Genomic DNA, 18,091 nt, shown 5'->3' with positions numbered 1-18,091 from the left:
GGAATCATCTATACATCTGATGATTCCTTATTTACTGCACAAGAGGTGTTTATATTGATAAAAGGCCCACAGGTCTATTTAAGAGAAATACGTGAGGAAGATAGCGATAGTATTATAAGATGCTTTTAAAATAAAAAAAACAAAACCGAACTATTCGAAACACTTCGTGAGCGTTTTAGTGAATAGTTCGGTATTTTTGTTGGCTAAAACCCTTTTTTTCCCGTTTCTTTTATTTAAGCATGTTTAGGAGATGCAAGGGTTCTTGGATTTTTTCTAATGTACAAGTAAATAAGCAAGGCTGTAATCCCTTCTGCTACTGGGAAGGTCCACCAAATGGCCTGCGAGCCAAGTATCTTGGGGAGTATGATAAGAGTAGGGATAAATAAAATAATACTACGTAGTAACATAATTGTTGTGGCTATACGAATTTTTTCAATGGATTGAAAGAATTCTGCGAACACCATGTTGATCCCTAAAAATACATAGCCAATGGCGAAATGAACAAAGCCCTGTGCCGCCATACTGCGAATTTCAAATGAGCTATCTCCGAATAAAGCCATTAATTGTGAAGGGAAAATAAGAGCTATAAGAGCAGTTGTTAACCCTAAAATAAATGCGGTAGCTAAACCGATTTTTAATAAAGCTGTTAATCTTTCTAGTAATTTTGCACCGTGGTGATAACTAACTAATGGTTGTAGGGCCATACCAACGCCAAGAAAAATAGTCAGCAAGACAGTATGGATATAATTGACCATTGCATAGGCTGTAACGCCATTTGCGCCTAAATAATGTAAAAAGGTAACGTTATACAAAATAACGATAACTGCAACGGAAGCTTCGACAATAAAGCTAGGTAAACCTATTGAAAAAATTTTTTTCAGATCTGATAGATTAAAAAATGAAGTGACAAACTTTAACTCAGATTGAGGACGGAAAAAATGAAGACATAGCACAGACGTACCTATAATTGTGGCTATTGCTGTCGCTAAGGCACAACCAGTCACACCATAATCTAGTACGAAGATGAAAACATAATTTAAAAGTATATTCAAAACCGATGTTGTAATTAAGCCCAGCATAGCTAATTTTGGGTTGCCATCATTTCGAATAAAAATACTTAAGAGATTTTCAATTGTGTAAAATACCCCAAAGAGCAAAATGACATGTAGATACTCCTGCACATAAGGATACGTATCATCGCTCGCCCCAAATATATAAGAAATGTCCTTTAGATTTAACGCGAGAAATCCAATAATTGTGATGACAACCACTAGCATTATAGAAAACGCCAATGTAAATAGTTGATGAGCACGTTGCTTATTGCCCTCTCCTAGAGAAATCGAGAAAAGGGTAGCTCCTCCCATGCCAATCCATAGAGAAATAGAAAGCAAAATGGAGAAAATAGGAACAGCGATATTAACTCCAGCTAAAGCTGTAGGTCCCACGCCATGACTAACAAAAATGCCATCTACCAATATATTGACGGACATTAAAAGCATCCCGATCATTGCAGGGAATAAGTATGATAAAAATAATGGCTTCAGTGGTCTTGTTTCAATTGTATTAATGGTTGTCATAACCATGCACCTCCAAAACCATCACTTTTTCCCCTTTATCATCTAGCTCACCATTAAATATAAAACCGAATTGTTTATATAGTTGGATAGCTACAGCGTTATTGTCATAAACACTTAAATATATCTGAAGACAGTTGAACTTTACTGTTAAATATTGAATAAGCTGCTGTAAAAAATATTTTCCTAAACCTTGTCCTTGGTATTGTTCTGCAATTAGATAGCGATCAAGCCATACGCGTTGACTGTAATCATCATGAGGGAATAAGCCGTACATAGCGAAGCCTATAGCGGTGTTATCTTTATACAGACCTAAAGGCGTAAAGCGTCGATCCATTTCTGCCTCTGCTAAGCACTGGTCTGTAGTTTCAATAAAATGTTGCTGACTGTCAGCGATGCGTAATGCTAAAATTTCTTTCTTGTTAAAAACTGTAATGTCACGAATCTCCGTGAACATAATGTCAAAACCTTTCTATTTTTATTTTGAATAGATACAATCTAAAGTATATAGTAACTATATAGTCAAGGGAGGAAGCTCAAAAAATGCTTAATAAAAATGTAAAATATTTTACAACCGGGGAATTTGCAAAATTATGTAAGGTAAATAAACAGACACTTATTTATTATGATCAAATTGGTTTATTATCTCCCATCATGAAGGATAGTAAGGATTATAGGTATTATTCACTTGCTCAATATGATTTTTTCGGTGTTATTGAATTATTAAAGGCAGTGGGAATGTCCTTAAAGGATATTCAGCAGTATATGGCAGAGAAATCACCTGAAAATTTTTTAGAATTGATGCATCAACAAAAAGAGCATGTTGCGAAGAAACGTAGAGAACTAGAAATGATTGAGAATATTATTGATGTTAAAATCAAAACAACAGAGGAAGCACTGCATCTAAATTTTAAGGACATCACGATTGAATACTTTCCTGAAGACACATTATATTTGAGTAAAAATATCGAGAATTCCACAGAAGAGCAGTTTGTGAAGGCTGTATCTGACTTTATTGAGGAGTTGGATCGCTCTCAATTAGATACGGGGTATCCAATTGGAGGGATAACAAGAAGAGAGCAAGTGTTAGCTGGAAATTACGACAACTACAGTTATTTATATATTGAGCAACCTCATCCAAGAGAAGGGCATCCTTATTTTAAGGCGATAGAGGGTGAATTTGTGATTGGTTATCATGTTGGCCCCTCTTCAAAACTTGGTGAGACATACACACGGTTATTTAATGTCATGCATGAAAAGGGGTATGAGCTAGGCCAATATGTATACGAGGAATACATTTATGATGCTGTAATGAAAAATCGAGAAGAAGAGTATGTAACCAAAATTATGATGGAAGTTAATAAAGTAAAATAAAACATAATAGAAAAGAATGAATATAGCTGAGTCATTTATCATATACGAAGGTTTAGATGCCAGTAAAATAATAGCATTTTATCATCCTGTTTAAAGTTATCCTAATCAGTAAATGATTTCCTGACGATAAATAAGAAGTATGACATCACATGGGCTTTATATGGAGGTTAGAGACAATGTGGATTGAGCGTTGGAATCATTTAGTAGAGCGATTGAAACAACAAGAAGCTTGTGTACATCCGATTGAAATACAACCAGTCGCTACTGAGCAAGAGTTACTGCAGGTGGAGGCAAGACTGGGTGTACAAATCCCTAGTGGATTTCGTCAACTATTGCAAAATTGCTCAAAGCAAGTAAGTATTTATTGGTCATTACCTGAGGAGGCGATCCTTCCTATTGAATTGCTTGATACGCCTTCTGGGGAGTTTGGCTGGAGTTTAAACGACTTAGACTTTCCTTACTTTGGAGAGAATGATGAATCGGATGAACAGCAATATTTACAATTTTTTACGGCAGGTAATGGAGATGCTCTTCTCCTTAAGCTCGAGGATGAAACGATTTGGTATTGGAGTCATGAAGAAGATGAGTTTGATTTGCTTGCTGCCAGCTTTCATTCGTACGTTGATAATATGACAGCTTTAGGGTGTATCGGAGTAGACTGCGGACAGCATCGTCAATTTTGTAGCGAAAATGGATTGGATATTGAATTGGCAAGCTCACAATTATGGCTAACTTGGCTAGAACAATATTTAAGCTCTAATTTACAGCAGGCTCAATCCGGCTTAGATTCTTTACTTCATTATGTTTCCATGCATGGTGTGAAAAAAACAAGCGTGCAGGAGACATTTTTGCATTTTGATGGTGTGCAGGTGTATCAGGCACTTCGACATAAATTAGAGCGCGCTCAATCTCCATCAGAACAGAAAGCGTGGAGTGAAGTTTTAGTCAAGGTATGCCCGAGTGAGGCAGGAAATTGGGCGAGGGAACTTTGGCAAGTACAGAGTGACGTACCAGACTGGCTACGTGATTATGTAACAGCACATTGTTTACCAGCTGATGAAGGACTTTCTTTCATCTTAATGGATATCGAAAAAGATAGAATTGATGCCTATACTGCCCTGTATCGTCTACGTCAATTTCATCACCCAAATATCATAGACTGGATGAGATACTATGTCACGTTTCCCATTGATGGATGGGATACACTTTTAGCTGAGTCACAGCCAAGTGCAGAGACGTTATACGAGTGGTTAAATGGCAACGAAGTAGAGAGGCTAACATCCATTCGTGCCATTTGTCAGATGATGCAGCGTGGAATCACACCAACAACTATGATAAACGAAGAAAAATGGCGCCCTTTGCTGGCGTATTGGGTTGAACATGAGGTGCTACGGAAAAATAAACAGCTGTTTAGCCAAGCACTTAGTTGTTTGGAAAATTGGATATTAAAATGCTATATGCAACGAAGGGGAGAGTAGATTGAACCATTTTACGATATTTGCTTCCAAAAATAATACAGTTGATATAGAGGATAAGCTATCTGATATATTAGCAAAAAGCTTTACTATTGAAAAAAACGATAATGAATATTTATTAAAATCAAGAGGTTTATTTAATAAATATAGATGCACCATAAATATTTTAACTGAAGATACGAACCCTGATTATTTTGCAAAAAATATACCTGGGATGATGGGCTTTTACAATTCAATTCCATTTAAAGATGAACAGCTAAAAGAACAAGTAATGATTCAAATATCCGTGCTCAATACTGTCGTTGCAATCGAAATGGACAAAGAGATGACAGATGACCATATGCAGCAATTTATAAAATTACTAGCAAGCATAGGGGGGATTGGTTTCCTATCAGATGGTACTTTGCTGGATCAAAATGGTATGGTTATCGTTTATCCTAATGGAGAATCGGGTCCATCTGTTTTTCGACCACATGCTTGTACAAGAAAGATACATGCACATGAGATGACGTCAGCACAGGGAGAAGCACGAAAAAATAGAACGATAGCTTTTTTAACGGATAAGGAGATTCCTTATGCATCATCACTTCCTCAGCTACCACCAGTAGAAAATCTTCAATTTAAAAGCCAAGAGGATATTGCAAGAAGAGCGGTTGCCCTGTTGATTGTTATTCAATTCGCATGTGATGTAGCACAGAGGGGTGATATTGAGGAGTCTAGAGAATTCTTTACCAATATGCTACGAACATATGGGGTGCATGAATTTTTAACGGAGCATGAAAAATTCTTTCTTGAGGCTCAGCATCCTGGTGCTCAAGAAGCAGTCAATATATCATGGCAATATGAAGCCTATTGGACACTTATTTGGGCATTGGGGCTTGTGGAAGAGCTAAATTTCCCTGACGATGTATGTGATTGTGAATATGCAATTCAAGTAGTTTCTCGTTGCGAGACATTTGAGCAATTTTATGGTCAAACGGTACTGCGCAGTAAGGAAGATATAGTGGATGAGGCGGATAAAATTTACAGATTACATTGGGCTTGTGTAGATAGCCGCATCAATGGACAAGAAGCTCCTTTAGCATTAAATGAAAGTGTTGTGATGGAAAGACGGAGAGGCTTATTTTGGATAATTGGATATCAAGGCGAAGAATGGGATACTATATCGATGGATACTTAAAATAATAGCAAACTAGGAAATCTAGTTTGCTATTGTTTAATAAGAGAGATTATTTAATATAAGTTGGTTTATTCACCTGATCTATTAAAAGTATACCATCGTATTGGTCGCGCGGAACAAGACTTTCCTGTATCATTCCCCAACTATAGGATAAGCGTGGTTCAAACATCCATGAGTTGCCTCGTTCATTTTGTCGATTGCGTAAATCGATGAATGTGTAAGGTTTATTTGTTGAAGACAGAATATCTTCAATAGATCCTTTGACAGGAGGTAAAACAGGCATAGGTTCTCCCATATTATTTGATGTCTCTCCACTAGTCATGTATAGACCTAATACATAGCTATATTTCTTATAGATATCAGGTAAACGTTCCCCCATTAATTTAACTGGGTAAGGAGATCCCATTACATCCGATTGTGCTTTACGAATATGATCGTTATGAGCCCATACAATAAACTTTTCTGTTGGGTACACCTCTTCAGCTAACCAAAGTAAGTTCTCCATCATCGCTTGATCTCGCCATTCCATAGTTTGCAAAAATGATTCTATATTATTTTGTTCAAAATCGATATTGGACTGAATTGTTAACTCTATATATTCGTCTGCTAGTCGAATACGATCTGCTAGAGTGCGATCCATTAGTTTTACAATATGAGGCTCTTTTGGATAAGCTGCCTGTAGCTCTTTTTCTTTGATTTGTATTTCTGATTTTACCTGTTTATACACATCAATTATAGTAGCTTTTACTTTTTGATAGCCCTTCAAATCTTTTCCCGAGCTCCATTCAGCAAGTTGCTTCTCTACTTCATTGAATTGCTGAGCCAACTTGGGGTTTTGCAGCCAATCTCCGTTCGTAAATGCTCCTTGCTGTTGAATATCGAAGCCAGTAAGTACAAGAGGTTGCTCTGTTGCTTGAGTCGATTTTGCATAGTCAAACAGAGGCAAAGTTTCTTTTGTCCACCAAACGCCGAAAATGGCATCCTTCATTGTTTGTAGAGCTGCTTGTTTATCAATTTGTCCTTGAGCATTCATCACATTACCCATACCACTTTCAAAGGCAAGGACATTATAGCCCATATCTTGATGTAAAAATTGTATTAAACGTGTTTTCGCTAGATTGAATTGCGCCACTCCATGAGAGCTTTCCCCTAAAAAGACAATACGTTTATCATGTAATAAAGGTTTTAGCATCTCTAAATCGTCAAATTTGTTAGCGGGAATTTTTTGTCCGTCAAACGTTTCAGGCTGGATGGATGACAGGCTGTATGCATGGTCATTCACCCATTTTTTCCAATCAAGTAATGTTTCATTAGAAGTCCTAGCTTGTTTGACGGCAGAATCGTTTTTAATAATCTGCTCATTTACAGGGACAGCAGCAGAGACATTTACTACTCCACTTACTGTCATTAAACTTGCCAGTGCAAAACTTAATAAAACCTTATGCTTCCTAGCTTTCCTCATTAATTATCAGCCCTTCACTTTATATTGATACTAATTATAGAAAGGCAAGTTTAAAGTTTAGGAAGAATTTGTTTAAAATTAGTTTAAATTTAGTATGTAAAAAAGAAAAACACCTCCAATTGATGGAGGTTGGCATGCTATTTATAGTGATACGTACTTGCTCTTACATGGTTACGTTGAATTTGGTTAAACCATGCACGATCCTTTTCTTCTTGTTTTAATGTCCCAACAATGGAGGAAGAGCAGCTCACGCAAATTTTAGCTTGCGTAATCTGTCCACATCGTTCGCATGGAGCCCCTAAATTAGGAAAAATGGAGTTCTTTAATTTTCCTGCTTTTACCCATTTATAAAGCAATTCGGATGATACGCCTGTTAAAGCGACAACCTCATCGTTTGTTAGGTAGCGATTATTTTTTCTTAATAAAAAATGATGTAGCTCTGAATATATATCCTCTTCTCTCACATCAATTTTCTTTTGAAATAGCAACATAACCAATCATCTCCTCGTCCCATTAATTAATGATTTCATTAATTGTTATGGGTTGTTCGTCATATTTATAATTTTCCCAGCGATTGCGTGCAAGCTTGCGATATTTCGTCGAAACATTTCGATCTGCAATTAAACGTGAAAAACCTTTTTTAGCTTCAGGGATATCACCAAGTCGAAGGCTTAATTCAGCATGTAAAAACTGAATTCTCTCTCCACCTTCTTGATTGGAGGCAAAGGATTTACTATAAAAATCTCTAGCAGCAAAAAGGTAGCGCTTTTCAGATTCTTCGTCCTTTTTTAATCGATAGAGCCAAGCAATTTTTAGAGCGAAATTAGCCATTAAAAGAGATTCTTCCATTGACGCACGGGATACTAAATAGGCGAGCTTAAAACTGATAATGGCATCATCAATTGTACGTTCCTGACAGATATCCATAGGTTTCTGGAGCTCTTTAATGTATAGTTCATCAATGAGGAGCATGAAAGGTCCATAAGTTCGTGTCATCGATTTATGGTAGGCATAGCCACAATGTGGACATACAGCAACTTCATACAGCAAAGGGTTTAGACCATCATAAACAGGCATGAAATCCGTTTGTTCTTCGATAATTTTATATCGATTAGGGCGAACTTTATATGTGGTAAACTGCTTTTTGCAAAATTTACAGTCTACACTACTTTCATAGTAGTAAATGTTAAATGCCATAAGAATCAACTCCTTTGCGCGCTATTTCTTTTGTTCTATTTATACGTAAGATTTTATCGTTCAATGTATTTAAGGTATTATCTATTATTTTAACAATTTTGTGTTCTTTGGTATACTCCTTTAGAATTATTAAATTAAAAATATTCAAGGAATTTTTAGTTAAATATTATTATAAATACGCTTGTAATAGTTTTTATCGGTGTTGCCAATGGAAGTTATATAGCTTGCTGAAAGTTTGTCAAAATACTTTCACATATTTCATGGGAGAAAAATTATAAATTGGTTCTAAATGATTATAAAGGAGGTGCTCAAAATGAAGTATAATATCGTGTTTTTTGATGTAGACGGCACATTGATTAATTACGAGGATGGCTGTGTGGAAGAAAGTACAAAACAAGCTATTCAGCTATTGCAAGAAAAAGGAATCCATCTTGTAGCGGCTACTGGAAGACCCTTATCTATGTGCTATGAGTTAAAAGCGCTAGGGATTGAAACCTTTATTACTGCAAATGGGGCCTATGTGAAACATAAGGATCTTGTCATACATAAAACTCCGATTGCCAAAGAAATTGTCCGAAATGTACAGGCATTTGCACAGGAACAGCAGCATAGCCTAACATTTTTTACAGAGAAGCTATATATGAATAGCATACAAAGTCCAGTAGCTTTAAGAGCGATGCAGGAAACTTTATCTTTACGGGATTTTCCACTTATAAATGAAAAAATTGTAGATGAAGAGGTTTTTCTCATGTGTCTATATGCGGATGAGCTGGCTGAAAAAAGATATACTAGCCAGTTTTCGAATATATTTTTGCAGCGATGGCATCCTTATATTGTGAATGTATTACAGCAGGATGTTTCGAAGTCAATAGCTATTAAAGCCGTACTGGATCATTTTAACATCGACCCTGAGAATGCGATTGCTTTTGGGGATGGGGATAATGATATTGACATGTTGGAGTATGTAGGATTAGGAATTGCCATGGGGAATGGTAGCACAGCTCTAAAAAGTGCTGCCAATTTTGTTACAAAGAAATCTACTGATAACGGTATCGATTTTGCTTTACGTCAGCTTCAAGTCATTTAGAGCGCTGAGGCTACACTATATATAGCAGGTAAATTTTAATAAATTTTAGGTGGGATGATTTATGGCACATCACGTGCAGTCTCTAATTGAACATTACGGATACTTTGGAATTATCGTGATTCTAATTGGAGGTATTGTAGGGGTGCCACTTCCTGATGAGGTGTTTCTAACTTATGTAGGCTATAGTGTTTACCGAGAAAGTCTTGAACATATTCCTGCTTTAGTCAGTGCAATGATTGGTGCGGTTGGAGGCATTACCTTAAGCTACTATATTGGTTATCGTTTTGGCTTACCGTTATTGCAGAAATATGGGCCTAAAATTCATATTACAGAGCAAAAAATTGACTTTACGAAAAAGATGTTTACAAAAATAGGACCTACCCTATTATTAATTGGCTATTTTATCCCCGGGGTACGTCATTTGACAGCGTATATTGCGGCTATTAATAATTATCCTTATAGAAAGTTTGCGCTTTTTGCCTATACAGGGGCATTTATCTGGACGTTCACATTTATATCATTAGGAAAGATGCTTGGAGAGAAATGGCGATTTGTTGGATACTATCTGACTCATTATAGTATCTATCTTATCCTTTTATTTATTGTAGGGATGCTCATTGCTTACTTTCTATTCAAAAAAAGAAATGGACAAACATAAAAGTCGGTATACGCTATACCGACTTTTATGTTATGGCAAAATAGCAAATGAGCGCACAGGGAAGCCAGATGCTTTTTCTGGCTTAGGTACGATATTGAAGATGATAGCGCCTTTCGCAGGTAGCTTGTCCAAATTCGTCATTAGCTCAATTTGATAGGTGTCTTGTTCAAGTACGAAATATTCACCATCTAGCTTGCCATTTTTACGAAAATCGGCGGCAGAGTCCGTATCGAATGTTTCATGACCAATTGCGCTTACCTTGCGTTCTTTTAGTAAAAACTGTAAAGCTTCTAAACCCCAGCCAGGGATATGGTTATGTCCATCTGCATCCTTATTACTGAAAGCTTCTTTATCTGGCCAGCGCTTACTCCAATCTGTACGTAATGCTACAAATGTTCCTGCTTCTATTTCTCCATGCTTGTCCTCAAAATCAAGAATATCTTCAACACTTAATGCAAAGTCATGGTTGCTTGCAGCCTCTTGTGATTTATCAATGACAACAAGGGGGAGAACAAGCTCTTTTAGTTCTAATTCTTCTAAGTAGCGAGTATCTCGCACAAAATGAATGGGTGGGTCGATATGTGTGCCATATTGACCGGGGAACGTAAATTGTTGGGCGAAGAAGCCATCCTTATGAGAGAATAACGTTTCAAATTTAGCGTCCTCAAACATAAAAAAATGTGGTGAATTAGGGCCGAATGTATGTGTTAAGTCAACCCACTGTTTCGATTTTAATAATTGCAATGCTTGTAAAAGTTCATTAGACATCTATTTCCCTGCTTTCTGTTAAAAATAGTGGTACATAAAAAGGAGTCCCCTTATAGAAGAGGACTCCTGCTGAAACAACGGTAGTTCTTCTCATCTTCAAGGCTGATCATTTTGCCAATTGGAATTAGCACCATACTGTTTAGCTGGTTGCTGAGACTTCATCGGGCCAATCCCTCCGTCTCTCTTGATAAGAAAAGTAATATAAGAATTTTCAGAAATAACAATACAAACACTTTAGCATAGTTTTTTATAGTTTACAAGTTCACTAGGAATTTTCACCAATTCAAATTCAAGGTGACTCCACAACAATCATTATCAATAAGACGTATTCTAAAACTGTCTGGTGTATAGTTCGTTTCAAATTTCATCGTAATGCCTGTTGATGTGATTAATTTTTCAACCTCTGTTTTATTTGAAAGTTGAGCAGCATTCATTAAATCATGTGCGAATTGTTGGGAGCTATCTATTTTATCCGTAAGTAATTGAGCTTGCTGCATCATCGCCTTTATCCGTGTTGCTGAAGCTTTTAATTTGTGTGTATCGACAGGTGGAAAAGGATTATTGGTCGGCATTGCTAGATGTTGAGAAAAGGGTCTAACGGCAAAATGATTTGCAATTGGCGATGTTGGATAATGATAGGGATGAACAAAATACGGATAAGGATTGTAATACAAGATCATTCCTCCTATCCTATAGCCTGATATCTTATCTTATGTAGCCAAACGACTTTCGGTGTTATTTACAATACAATGTTTGTCCTAAACATTTAAAAAGGAAGCTAAAGTGAGCTTCCTTTTTAGCCAAGTACATCCAAGACATCATCAATTTTTTTACTATGTGATAAAATGCCATAATTCATCCATGTTAAAAAGTCTACTTCATAGACACAGTTGGTTTTAACAGCTTCTAGGTTTTTCCAAGTAGGTGTTTTTAAAATAGCACGTTCTTCATTCTCATGAATGGAATGTTGTTTATCAAATGTAATAAATAAATGATCGGCATCTAATTGCATCAATCGATCAAATGTCAGTTGGGCTTTACGTTGATTGGGCGGAATACTCCATACTAGTGAATGGGGCATTAAACCTAAGTCATGATATAAAATGGGGCCCGTATAGCCACACTCAGGACCAGCGTATAGAGTGATGCCAATGGCTGAAATACGGAGAAATGCCACACTTTGCCCATAAACGGATTTACTAAGAATTCCTTTTGCTTGTTGTACTTTATCTTCATATTGTAGGATTACGTCTTGTATCAAGGAGGTTTTTCCTGTTAGATCTGCAATTTTAAATAACGTAGATTGCCAATTCTCTCCAGGGTGTGAGAGATGGCAGACGGGGGCTACCTCATTTAAATGCGGAAAGGATTCCCAACGCTCTACACCAGAATCTAGCATAATTAAAGTTGGCTTATAGTAAAGGAGTCGATCCATTTCTCTATTTTGTACATCGATATCTGGCACTTCCTGTAGACCTAAATAGTCTTGTTTTCCCCATTTTGAATGACTGAATTGAGCAATTGGCGTAATCCCAAGGGCAACAAAGAAATCTTCTAAGAATGGTGCAAATACACGTAGATGGCTGCTTTGACTTCTTCGATATTGTCCTGGCGAAATGCCGACATGTTCTTTAAAACGACGATTGAAATAATACTCATTATTAAATCCGACAGACTGGCTAATTTCATATACTCGATCATTTGTTGTTATTAATAATTGCTTAGCTTTTTCAATACGAATGTTATTTAAATAGTGAAGAGGAATTTGTCCCGTAATATCTTTAAAAATGCGCGTATAATTCCATCTTGGGACGTCAGCTAACTGTGCTAGCTGCTCAACCGTCCACTCTTTTTCAAAATGTTTATGTAATTGGTTAATGGACTGCTCAACAGATTGGCGATCATTTTTTTGCATCTGCCTGGGTATAATTTGATGCAAGAGCAATAACATCAGCTCTTGAAAGTGCACATGCTGCTCAAAAATCGTGTGTTCATCCTCCGCTAACCGGTTTTGATAGATGACTTCTAGCAGTAGATAACATTGTGAAAAAGGGAGAAGATGTTGTACTCTGATACTTGTAAAATGACTATAGGAGTTCTGACTATTGCTAAGATTGACAATGTTGAATTGTAATTGATAAAAATAAAGGTGCTCACTTTGAATGTGAATACTAACCGTGTTATTTGGCGGTATCAATATGCACTTTTCCTCACTAAAATGAATAGTTTCATAATCTATTTCTAGCTTTCCGCTACCATTCATTACGATGAAAAGTGTATAGAAATCACTACTAATCAATAACTTTTTTGACGGTTGAATTGAATAAGAGATATTTTGTAACGTATAAACATGTGTTAAGTTACCCATTGATAGTTCACCCCTTTTTGTTGAGTTAGAAGAACAACACAAAGAAAGCCCTCATTAAGAGCTTTCTTTCATGTTGTTGAAAAAAGATCATGTGACTAGCAGAAAAAGCCCTTTTAGCAAGGCGAGGGGGTTGATTTCCGCTCCGCCAGCGTCCTTTCCAGGGGGCGTCTGATGAGCCGCTTCACTCACTTGCGTTCGCTCCAAGGTCTCACCTGTGACGCTAAATCCCCTAGGAGTGACGCTGGCTCCACTCCAATCAACCATGCTGCTAACGTGTCTTTTCTTCTTTCGTACTAGCTGTAGGAAACAAAAAAGTCTATTAAAGAGAGGATAGGCACTTATTTCAATGTGAAGAAGTGATGAGTGACAACATCTATCCATTTTCCCCTTCACAAAAGTGCTATTAAATTATTTTGTTTTTTAACATTAAGCCAAAGAAAGCCCTCATTAAGAGCTTTCTTTTGTAAATTATTTGACGAACCATTTCTCTAGATCATCATACTTTAGCAAGTTGGCTGTGATTGCGCCAGATTGCCAATATGTGCGCTCAGCAATATAGACATGCCCATTTTTTACAGCAGGGAGTGTTTTCCATAGTGTACTATCTAACCATTTAATGGCTTCTTGGTTCTCTTTAGACTCCCATGTACCGTTTGAAGGGAAAAGGATGATATGATCCGCATCTAATTCCGTGATAGCCTCTTCTGATAAAACCTCGTGGAACTCTGTCATATCACGGGCTAATGGATGAGGTGTTAGGCCTGTCTCTGTGTAAATATAGCCAGAGTAGCGATTTTTAATGCCAAATAACGCTAATGTATTATCTGCTACATTTAGTCGTACAACAGCAACTGTTTCGTCTCCAATTGATTCATCTAGTTTTGCTTTTAAATCGGAAACACGTTGCTCATATTGATCAACCATTTCTTTTGCTTTATCAGGAATATTTAAAACATCAGCTATTGTTTCTACAATTTTACGTGGATCTTGTAGAATATCTTCTTTCAAGCGGTAAGTAGGCGCTACCTTTGAGTACTCCTCATACTTTGCCTTATCCGCCGCGCCATCTACAATGATTAAATCAGGCTTGGCTTGTAATAATGTTTCCATGCTACCAGTAATGTCGAACTCAGGAACATCTAATCCTAAATAGTCTTGTTTTCCCCAAGATGGGTGATACCATTGCACAACAGGTTTTACATCCAAAGCAGTTAAATAGTCTTCCAAATAGATAGCAGCTACACGCTGTGGATTTGTAGGAATTTCTACTTTTCCAAACTCGTCTTCTACAATTCTTGTATCTTTAGATGTTTGTTCTTCTGTAGCTGTATCCTCTTTTACTTCATTTGAGCCACAGGCACTTAATAAGAACATTAGTGCAAAGAAAACTACAAATGAAAAATATCGACCTCTACGCATTTTATTCACTCCTATAGATTTACTAAAACAGTAAGGGTATTCCCTTAATTTAGAATGATAATCATTCTCGTTTGATTCAAGTAAATTATAGGATACAACATATCAACAAACAATACACATTCTCTACTACTTTTTTATACATAATGAAATTTAGAGAGTTATTGTTTTTTGTTATCGAAAAGTAACCATAAAAGTGTAACAACTGCTGCTAGCATAACCATCAAAAATCCGTATATAGGCGTATGCGCCAACGATTGGTGGTGAATAATAAAGCCTCCGATAAATGAGCCTAAAAATATGCCAATGTTGAAAGCGGAAATATTCAATGCTGAGGCCATTGAAATTGCTGATGGTACATGTTTTTCAGATAGTAGAACGGCGTATAGCTGCAATCCTGGAACATTCATGAACATAAATAATCCCATTGTCAGTACCATGATTAAACCGATGATCGGTGATTCAAGAGTGAAGCCAATGGCAAGTAATGCTAAGGCAAGTCCAACAAAAATTATAAAGATTGAACGTAGCGGATTTTGGTTAGCAAAATGACCACCAAGAGTATTACCGATAGCTACACAAATACCATAGACAACTAGAATAATGACGACTGTATGTGGTGAATACCCCATATATTGCTCTAAAATAGGTGAAACATATGTGTAGACAACAAAAGCACCGCCGTATCCAATTGCGGTAATGAATAGTATTAAGATCATACGAATATTGCCTAATACCTTACCAATATCACGAATAGAGATGGGATTGCCCTTCGATAATTGGCTAGGTACTAGCAATGCATTACTAATTAAACCGATAATTCCAATAACGACAATAAAGATGAATGACATACGCCAATCTGTAACTTGTCCAATAAATGTACCAAGTGGGACACCCGTCACAGTAGCTAAAGTTAATCCAGTAAACATAAAGGCAATGGCACTTGCTCGTTTATTAGGTTCAACTACATCAGCTGCTATAACAGAAGCGATCGACATAAAGACACCATGAGCTAAAGCTGATATTATACGACCTATTATCAGAACTGAAAAAACAGGTGCGATAGCTGCAGTTAAATTCCCTGCTATAAAAATAGTCATTACAAGCAGTAAAACTGTTTTTCGACTTAAACGAGATGTTAAGGCTGTTAGTAATGGAGCTCCAATAGTAACACCTAGTGCATATATAGAAACAGTTAAACCGGCTGTGCTTAAAGATATACCAAAATCATCAGTAATTAATGGTAAAAGTCCGACACTGATAAATTCAGTGGACCCTATTCCAAATGCACTAATTGCAAGTGCTAGCAATGTCAATTTTGCATTTGGCTTTTTTGATTGTGTCATTTTACTAATATCTCCTTTGATTTTTTTTATCATGTGTAGTAATATTCATACATACCTAAAAGTTGTGTAGAGTACTTTTAGTTACTTTTGAATATTACGGGGGTTTACAATGCAAAAAATTTATAATATTGGTGTTGAAGCTACGCTTGAAGTTATTGGTGGTAAATGGAAACCAGTCATTCTTTGTCATTTAAACCACCATGGTAAAATTCGAACAAATGAGTTTCGACGATTGATTCCTGGAATTTCACAAAAAATGCTTACAAGTCAATTAAGAGAATTAGAGCAAGCTGGATTAATCAATCGAAAGGTCTTCAATCAAGTTCCGCCTAAAGTGGAGTATTCCTTAACGTCTTATGGCCAAGGGATGGAGCCCATTTTGAATATGCTTTGCACTTGGGGCGAAAAGCATGTTGAGTTACTACAGGATAAAGGTGAAGACGTTCTGTTAAAACAACGTGATGAAGATATAGCTATGCAGCAAACATCATAATGAGGGGAGAAAGAGACTGTCATATACAAGACAGTCTCTTTCCTCATTTTAATGCCTATAGAGCAAAGTCAAATTCATCTGGATTTGGTCCAACACGTTGTTCACGATTCATCTCATTGATTAATGTCATTTCTTCGTCTGTTAAAGTAAAGTCAAAGATATCAGCGTTTTGCATCATGCGTTCTCTACGTACTGATTTTGGAATTGTAATCACTCCATTTTGTACATCCCAGCGTAAAATAACCTGAGCATTTGATTTTCCGTATTTTGTTGCGATTTTTGAAATTGTTTCATCTTCAAGAAGTCCACCTTGCATTAAAGGTGCCCATGCTTCAAGTTGAATTTGATGCTTGTCACAGAATGAACGAAGCTCCACTTGTTGTAAGCGTGGGTGGAATTCCACTTGGTTCAAAACAGGTTTAATACGAGCAAATGATAATAAGTTTTCCAAGTGTGCCACAGTAAAGTTACATACACCGATTGCTTTGATTTTGCCTTGTTCATATAGGTCTTCAAGTGCTTTCCATGATTCAGCATATTTATCTTTACCAGGCCAATGAATTAGATAAAGATCTAAATAATCTAATCCTAATTTTTTTAGACTCTCTTCATATGCTGCAATTGTTTCATCATAGCTTAAACCATCGTTCCATACTTTAGATGTGATAAATAAATCTTCACGACGTAAGCCAGTAGATGCTAGAGTTTGTTTAATACCTTCTCCTACACCTGCCTCATTGCCATAAATAGCAGCAGTGTCGATGCTTCGATAGCCGACTTCAATAGCGTTTTTTACCATCTCAGCCGTAGCATCATTTTCTACTTGAAAAACACCTAAACCCATACCAGGCATTTGTAGGCCATTATTTAAAGTGATTGTATCTTGTAAATGAGTAATCATTTTTAGTCCTCCATGTTTTGTGATTATTTGATTGCTTACTCATTATGCTGCTAACATACTCTCAAAAAAAGTACGTACTTTTTTGTGTCATAGAAACGTAGAGGTAACTTTTGTGAGCTGGCAATGCTTAGAGGAATAAAAATATTTATTGATGAAGCGATTAAATAAAAATGTCGCATCTGATTGGTCTTAACTACTAGTAAAAAATATCGAGTAACCTACAAAAGGCTTTGGAGACAATTAAACAAATATTTTTCTTGAGGTAATAAAAGGAAATATACGTTCGGTAGAGAATTAAAGTAGTAATACTTTAAAAAGGGGATTTTGAAGATGAATCGTTTAAATTTAATTACATTAGGTGTTAAAGATATGGTGGAATCTCTAAATTTTTATCGAGAGGGACTGGGTTTTGAAGTGGTGGTATACGGAGAGGAGACGAATCCCGATGTCATGTTCTTTAATAATGGAGGAACAAAAATATCGTTATTTCCAATTGAACGTTTAGTCAAAGATATTAATGAATCTAATCCACCAGAAATTAGCCAAGGCTTTGGTGGAATCACGCTTGCCTATAATGGTAAATCAAAAGAAGAAGTAGATCGAGTCTTTGCATTAGCAAAAAAGGCGGGTGCAGAAATTATTAAGGAGCCCGTAACTGTATTTTGGGGTGGCTATAGTGGATATTTTCAAGATCCAAATGGCTACTATTGGGAAGTTGCCTATGGCGACATGTGGCAGTTTGATGAGAATGATATGCTGATTATTCAATAACTGTTCAAAAAGAGAGCAAAC

18 protein-coding genes and 1 riboswitch are annotated in these 18,091 nt (G+C 36.5%); of the genes, 7 read left to right on the top strand and 11 right to left on the bottom strand.

Annotation, left to right across the window (positions count from 1 at the left end):
• Positions 1-233: 233 nt before the first annotated feature.
• Positions 234-1,577 (bottom strand): MATE family efflux transporter, encoded by a 1,344-nt coding sequence (locus tag MKZ14_RS21275; RefSeq protein ID WP_339280444.1) that lies wholly within the window; start codon positions 1,575-1,577, stop codon positions 234-236.
• Entirely contained in the window at positions 1,564-2,031 is a 468-nt protein-coding gene (locus MKZ14_RS21270; protein WP_339280443.1) for a GNAT family N-acetyltransferase, read from the bottom strand. The genes MKZ14_RS21275 and MKZ14_RS21270 overlap by 14 nt, the downstream gene beginning before the upstream one ends.
• A gap of 86 nt (positions 2,032-2,117) precedes the next feature.
• Here MKZ14_RS21270 and MKZ14_RS21265 point away from each other — a divergent pair, with 86 nt between their 5' ends.
• From MKZ14_RS21265 to MKZ14_RS21255, 3 genes are all read left to right on the top strand, one after another.
• Entirely contained in the window at positions 2,118-2,948 is an 831-nt protein-coding gene (locus MKZ14_RS21265; RefSeq protein ID WP_036079634.1) for a MerR family transcriptional regulator, read from the top strand.
• 176 nt (positions 2,949-3,124) lie between these two features.
• The gene (locus MKZ14_RS21260) at positions 3,125-4,426 is read left to right on the top strand and encodes an SMI1/KNR4 family protein (RefSeq protein ID WP_339280442.1); all 1,302 of its coding nucleotides are present in this window, start codon (positions 3,125-3,127) and stop codon (positions 4,424-4,426) included.
• Position 4,427: 1 nt separating this feature from the next.
• Positions 4,428-5,603, top strand: a complete 1,176-nt coding sequence (locus MKZ14_RS21255) for a DUF4272 domain-containing protein (RefSeq protein WP_339280441.1) — start codon at positions 4,428-4,430, stop codon at positions 5,601-5,603.
• Between the two features lie 49 nt (positions 5,604-5,652).
• Here the strand turns inward: MKZ14_RS21255 and MKZ14_RS21250 are convergent, their stop codons facing one another.
• The 3 genes from MKZ14_RS21250 to MKZ14_RS21240 all read right to left on the bottom strand — a co-directional run bounded on the left by MKZ14_RS21250 (position 5,653) and on the right by MKZ14_RS21240 (position 8,262).
• Complete coding sequence (locus tag MKZ14_RS21250) at positions 5,653-7,065, bottom strand: erythromycin esterase family protein (protein ID WP_339280440.1); 1,413 nt, start codon at positions 7,063-7,065, stop codon at positions 5,653-5,655.
• A gap of 137 nt (positions 7,066-7,202) precedes the next feature.
• Entirely contained in the window at positions 7,203-7,556 is a 354-nt protein-coding gene (locus MKZ14_RS21245; protein ID WP_036079625.1) for a hypothetical protein, read from the bottom strand.
• A 22-nt stretch (positions 7,557-7,578) separates the two neighbouring features.
• Entirely contained in the window at positions 7,579-8,262 is a 684-nt protein-coding gene (locus MKZ14_RS21240; RefSeq protein ID WP_036079623.1) for a DUF2225 domain-containing protein, read from the bottom strand.
• Between the two features lie 313 nt (positions 8,263-8,575).
• On the opposite strand from MKZ14_RS21240, the gene MKZ14_RS21235 reads away from it, so the two are divergent.
• Positions 8,576-9,349, top strand: coding sequence for a Cof-type HAD-IIB family hydrolase (locus MKZ14_RS21235; RefSeq protein ID WP_339280438.1), 774 nt, complete (start codon positions 8,576-8,578; stop codon positions 9,347-9,349).
• 61 nt (positions 9,350-9,410) lie between these two features.
• Entirely contained in the window at positions 9,411-10,007 is a 597-nt protein-coding gene (locus MKZ14_RS21230; RefSeq protein WP_036079620.1) for a DedA family protein, read from the top strand.
• A gap of 30 nt (positions 10,008-10,037) precedes the next feature.
• Here MKZ14_RS21230 and MKZ14_RS21225 read toward each other — a convergent pair whose 3' ends face one another.
• The 5 genes from MKZ14_RS21225 to MKZ14_RS21205 all read right to left on the bottom strand — a co-directional run bounded on the left by MKZ14_RS21225 (position 10,038) and on the right by MKZ14_RS21205 (position 15,905).
• Positions 10,038-10,775, bottom strand: coding sequence for a cyclase family protein (locus MKZ14_RS21225; RefSeq protein ID WP_036079618.1), 738 nt, complete (start codon positions 10,773-10,775; stop codon positions 10,038-10,040).
• A gap of 87 nt (positions 10,776-10,862) precedes the next feature.
• A riboswitch (SAM riboswitch) is annotated at positions 10,863-10,969 on the bottom strand.
• An 81-nt stretch (positions 10,970-11,050) separates the two neighbouring features.
• Entirely contained in the window at positions 11,051-11,455 is a 405-nt protein-coding gene (locus MKZ14_RS21220) for a hypothetical protein (protein WP_244905020.1), read from the bottom strand.
• Positions 11,456-11,571: 116 nt separating this feature from the next.
• Complete coding sequence (locus MKZ14_RS21215) at positions 11,572-13,143, bottom strand: helix-turn-helix domain-containing protein (RefSeq protein WP_339280437.1); 1,572 nt, start codon at positions 13,141-13,143, stop codon at positions 11,572-11,574.
• Positions 13,144-13,611: 468 nt separating this feature from the next.
• Complete coding sequence (locus MKZ14_RS21210) at positions 13,612-14,562, bottom strand: ABC transporter substrate-binding protein (protein ID WP_339280436.1); 951 nt, start codon at positions 14,560-14,562, stop codon at positions 13,612-13,614.
• Positions 14,563-14,720: 158 nt separating this feature from the next.
• A complete protein-coding gene (locus MKZ14_RS21205; protein ID WP_339280435.1) occupies positions 14,721-15,905 on the bottom strand; it encodes an MFS transporter in 1,185 nt (394 codons plus the stop codon).
• Positions 15,906-16,014: 109 nt separating this feature from the next.
• Between MKZ14_RS21205 and MKZ14_RS21200 the strand changes: the two genes are divergently transcribed.
• Positions 16,015-16,398: a helix-turn-helix domain-containing protein gene (locus MKZ14_RS21200; RefSeq protein ID WP_036079607.1), complete on the top strand. Its 384-nt coding sequence runs from the start codon at positions 16,015-16,017 to the stop codon at positions 16,396-16,398.
• A 55-nt stretch (positions 16,399-16,453) separates the two neighbouring features.
• Here MKZ14_RS21200 and MKZ14_RS21195 read toward each other — a convergent pair whose 3' ends face one another.
• Entirely contained in the window at positions 16,454-17,299 is an 846-nt protein-coding gene (locus tag MKZ14_RS21195) for an aldo/keto reductase (protein ID WP_339280434.1), read from the bottom strand.
• A gap of 330 nt (positions 17,300-17,629) precedes the next feature.
• On the opposite strand from MKZ14_RS21195, the gene MKZ14_RS21190 reads away from it, so the two are divergent.
• Positions 17,630-18,070: a VOC family protein gene (locus tag MKZ14_RS21190; protein ID WP_048394038.1), complete on the top strand. Its 441-nt coding sequence runs from the start codon at positions 17,630-17,632 to the stop codon at positions 18,068-18,070.
• Positions 18,071-18,091 lie beyond the last annotated feature (21 nt).

Source organism: Lysinibacillus sp. FSL P2-0066, from assembly GCF_037969495.1.
GTDB lineage: Bacteria > Bacillota > Bacilli > Bacillales_A > Planococcaceae > Lysinibacillus > Lysinibacillus boronitolerans.
This window is presented reverse-complemented; position numbering and strand designations above follow the sequence as displayed.